5 protein-coding genes are annotated in these 4,070 nt (G+C 70.8%); 4 read left to right on the forward strand and 1 reads right to left on the reverse strand.

What is annotated here, in order from left to right; genetic code table 11:
- Positions 1 to 279 (reverse strand): hypothetical protein (locus ETD86_RS57715; RefSeq protein ID WP_211370896.1); only part of this gene is annotated, 279 nt, incomplete at its 3' end.
- 272 nt (positions 280 to 551) lie between these two features.
- On the opposite strand from ETD86_RS57715, the gene ETD86_RS52905 reads away from it, so the two are divergent.
- From ETD86_RS52905 to ETD86_RS59505, 4 genes are read left to right on the forward strand one after another with little or no spacing between them, the layout of a single operon-like run.
- Positions 552 to 1,442: an ABC transporter ATP-binding protein gene (locus tag ETD86_RS52905; RefSeq protein WP_138674163.1), complete on the forward strand. Its 891-nt coding sequence runs from the start codon at positions 552 to 554 to the stop codon at positions 1,440 to 1,442.
- A complete protein-coding gene (locus ETD86_RS52910; protein ID WP_138674164.1) occupies positions 1,439 to 2,506 on the forward strand; it encodes an ABC transporter permease in 1,068 nt (355 codons plus the stop codon). Before ETD86_RS52905 ends, ETD86_RS52910 begins: the two co-directional genes overlap by 4 nt.
- Positions 2,503 to 3,921 (forward strand): S41 family peptidase, encoded by a 1,419-nt coding sequence (locus tag ETD86_RS52915; RefSeq protein ID WP_138674165.1) that lies wholly within the window; start codon positions 2,503 to 2,505, stop codon positions 3,919 to 3,921. The genes ETD86_RS52910 and ETD86_RS52915 overlap by 4 nt, the downstream gene beginning before the upstream one ends.
- Positions 3,922 to 3,933: 12 nt before the next feature.
- The gene (locus ETD86_RS59505; protein ID WP_281287112.1) at positions 3,934 to 4,062 is read left to right on the forward strand and encodes a hypothetical protein; all 129 of its coding nucleotides are present in this window, start codon (positions 3,934 to 3,936) and stop codon (positions 4,060 to 4,062) included.
- The last annotated feature ends 8 nt before the right edge of the window (positions 4,063 to 4,070 follow it).

Below are 4,070 nucleotides of genomic sequence, written 5' to 3' on the forward strand. Positions count from 1 at the left end.
AAGTGATCGAGTACTTGCGGGTCCGAGCCGCAAGTACTCGATCACTTCGGGCCGATCCGCGATGGCTGGATATCTCGCCGATACGGTCACCGCGATGACCGTCAGGACGAGCGAGACCACCACGTCGGCGGCGAGTGCTCTGCGAGACGGCCTAGGGGGTCCGTCGCCACTCGGCCCCCGCATGCCCCGGACACCACGCCGGCCCGGGTAGTCCTCGTCCAGCCGGCTGTCCAGGTCGAGCACATGCCGCCACCACGGGGGTCGTTCACCGGTCTCCACCGGCACATTGTCACGCCTGCCCGTCCCTCCCGCATCGGCCGTTGTGACGGGGTTCACGGGCTTGAGGAGTACATCGCAGGGATGACCTGGCGGCCGTTCGCTCTCAGGAGGTACGCGATCTCGGTATGGCGGCCGACGCGCATCGGCATGGGCAGTGCCTAGTTTCGTTCACGCCATCCCGCCGCTCTGGAGCCGCGGTTCCGGCCTGGGCCTCGACGAAGGCATCGAGGCGCTGTTCATGATGACCTTCGGACCGCTCAGGAAGGCATGGCGTGACCGCTGTCCTAGAAGCCCAGGCACTGGGCAGGAAGTACGGCAAGCGCTGGGCGCTGCGCGAGTGCACCATCGACATCCCGGCGGGCCACGTCGTGGGGTTGATGGGCCCCAACGGAGCCGGCAAGACGACGCTGCTGAAGCTGGCCAGCGGCCAGCTGGAACCGAGCACGGGCGGCATCAGCGTGCTCGGCGGCCGGCCTGGGGACACGCCCGCGCAGCTGGCCAAGGTCGGGTTCGTCGCCCAGGACACCCCCGTCTACGCGGGACTGACCGTCGCCGAACACCTGCGGCTGGGAGCCCGGCTCAACCCACGCTGGGACGCGGCCATGGCGCGGGAGCGCATCGCGCGGCTCGGCCTCGTCCCGGCCCAACGGGCGGGCAAGCTGTCCGGCGGCCAACGCGCCCAGCTCGCCCTCACCCTGGGCCTGGCCAAGCGGCCCGAACTGCTGATCCTGGACGAGCCGGTCGCCTCGCTCGACCCGCTGGCCCGCCGCGAGTTCCTGCAAGGGCTGAGGGAGGCGGCCGTCGCGCACAGGCTGAGCGTGCTGCTCTCCTCCCACCTGGTCTCCGATCTGGAACGGATCTGCGACTACGTGATCGTGCTCGCCGACTCCCGCGTCCAGATGGCCGGGGAGGTCGACCAGTTACTGGCCGCCCATCACCGGCTCACCGGCCCGCGCCGCGATCCCGATCGGCTCCCCGCCGACCAGCACGTCATCTCCGCCGGCCACACCGAGCGACAGAGCACGTACGTGGTCCGTACCGACGCCCCGAACCACGACCCCGCCTGGACGGCCACCCAGCTCAGCCTGGAGGACCTCGTCCTGGCTTACATGGACAAGCGCACCGTCGACAACGGGCGAGCCGTCCTGGAGGTGCGGCGATGATCTGGCTCACCTGGCGCCAGTTCCGCGGCTCGGCCGCGATGATGGCCGCCGTCCTCGTGGTCTTCGCTGCCGTCCTGGCCCTGACCGGCCCGAATCTGGCCTCCGAATACGCTGCCGGAGTTGCCGGTTGCACCCCGGACAACACCTGCTTCGACTTCTTCGACCGGTTCTTCAGCGAGTACGACCTCCTCTTCCTGGCCCTCACCCTCGTCGTGCTGATCCTGCCGGCGCTGGTCGGGCTCTTCTGGGGAGCGCCGTTGATCACTCGGGAGCTGGAGGCGGGCACGCACCTGCTGGTGTGGAACCAGAGCATCACCCGCGGCCGCTGGCTGGCGGTCAAGCTCGGGCTCACCGGCCTGGCGGCCATGGCCGCCGCCGGCGTGTGCGGCCTCGCGGTGACCTGGTGGTCCGACCCCCTGGACAAGTCGGCCGTTCCGGAGATGGCGCAGATGGCTCCCGTAGTGTTCGGCGCGCGCGGGATCGCCCCGATGGGGTATGCAGCCTTCGCGTTCGTCCTCGGGGTGACCGTGGGCATGCTGGTGCGCCGCACGCTGCCCGCCATGGCCCTGACCATGGTCGTCTTCGCCGCGATCCAGATCGCCATGCCGCTGCTCGTCCGTCCCCACCTGATGCCCCCGGTCGCCGGGACCTTCGAGCTCGGCCGGGAGAACATGGACGGCCTCGGCGCGCCGGGAGGCGGATCCCTGCAAATCTTCCTGAGGACGTCAGCCGTTCCCGGCCACGCGGGCGCCTGGGTCCTGTCCAGCAAGCTGGTCGATCCGTCCGGACGTACGATCTCCAGCGGAGATGGAAGCTCGGGACCGTCGTCGACGATCGTGCGGGCCGTCCCGGTCTCCACGACGTCGGGACCCTGCTCAGCGCAGGGCTTGCCCACAGGGGGATGCACGGCCGAGATCAACCGGCTCGGCTACCGGCAACAGGCGACCTACCAGCCCCTTGAGCGCTTCTGGCCCTTCCAGTGGATCGAGACCGGGATCTACGCCCTGCTCACCCTCGGCCTCGCGTGGTCGTCCTTCTGGTGGCTCCGGAGACGCCTGTCATGACCGCCGTCAGAACCGCCGCCGCCGGGCTCGCGCTCCTGCTGGCGGCGGCCTGCACCGCGCCGACGCCGCCGCGCGGGCAGGCAGGCACACCAGCCGCCACGGTCTGCGCGCCACCCCCGGGAGTCCCCGAGGCGGAGACGGCCACCACGATCGACGTCATCGAGCAGGCGTACTTCTGCATCCTCGGCACCTACTACAGCGGCGCCACGCTGGACGCCCGCTCGCTGCTGACGGCCGGATTCGTCGCCCTGACGCAGGAGCTCAACCGCGACCGGCGGGACCTGCCCGAGGCGACCATGCCCGCGCTGACCGGCGACCGCAAGGCCGACTGGGCGGCGTTCGAGACCGCCTACCGGAAGATCACCGACCAGGTTCCCGACCTGCGCGACAAGCTGGCCGCCAGCACTCTGCAGGCCATCGTGGCCGCCCTCGGCGACAACCACGCCCGATGGGCGCGCCAACCCGAGCGGCCGCTCGACTACTACGACGGTGACGGCTACGGCCTGGGGCTCGAGGCGAACGTCAGTGCCTCGCAGGTGAACGACGACCCCGGCGTCGCCCTCCCGCCGCTGTTCGTCACCAGCGTGCTGGGTGGCGGCGCGCAGGCGGCCGGGCTGCGTCCGGGTGACCTCATCGAATCGGTCAACGGATCGGCGCCCTTCATCGACGGCAAGGCCGGCCCCGCGATCGTCGCCCTCTACCCCGAGTACCCGGACGCGCGCCCGGTGCGGCTGCGGCTGCTGCGGCAGGCCACCGGCCACCGCTGGAGCGTGACGCTCAAGCCCGGCCTCTACCCGCGGGATCTGACCGCTCTGCAGGTGGTGCGGTCGAAGCTGGTGGACGACGACATCGCCTACGTACGGATGACCGGATTCTCTCCCGACTCCGCGAACCGGGTCCTGCGGGCGATCACCAGGCTGCGCACCGGGCGGACGCTGTCCGGCGTCGTGCTGGACCTGCGCGGCAATGGCGGCGGCAGCCCCGTGGAGGCGACCCGGCTGCTCAGCGCGTTCGTCCACGGCAAGGTCACCGCCTACCAGTGCACCGTGGACGACAAATGCCAGGCCATGCCGACCGACGACACCGTCGAGCTGCTGCACCTGCCGCTGGTGGTGCTCACCGACCGCAGCTGCGCCTCGGCCTGCGAACACTTCAGCTCCGCGGTCAAGGATCTGCGCATCGGCCCGCTGGTCGGCACCAGAACCGCCGGCGTGATCTCCGGCCCGGCGCGGACGTACCTGCTCACCAACAACACCCTGCTGAGCTTCCCCTCCAGACACCACCTCGGGCCCAACCGCGAGGTGATCGACAGGATCGGCGTGCCACCCGACCACTACGCGCCCCTGACCCCGAAGGACGCGGCCGCCGGACGCGACCCCGCCCTGGCCAAGGCCCTGACCCTGCTGCACGCGTGAAGGGACCTCGCCATGAGAAGACTCCTGACCCTCGCCGCGGGACTGGCCGTCCTCGCCGCGTCCGCCTGCTCCGCGCCCGCGCCGCCCCGCTCCGGCGCCCCGCAGGCCAAACCGCCCGGTCTGTCTCTTATACACACCTGACGCTGCCG

Origin of the sequence: Nonomuraea turkmeniaca, from assembly GCF_005889735.1 — a bacterium.
In the GTDB taxonomy this organism is placed as follows: domain Bacteria; phylum Actinomycetota; class Actinomycetes; order Streptosporangiales; family Streptosporangiaceae; genus Nonomuraea; species Nonomuraea turkmeniaca.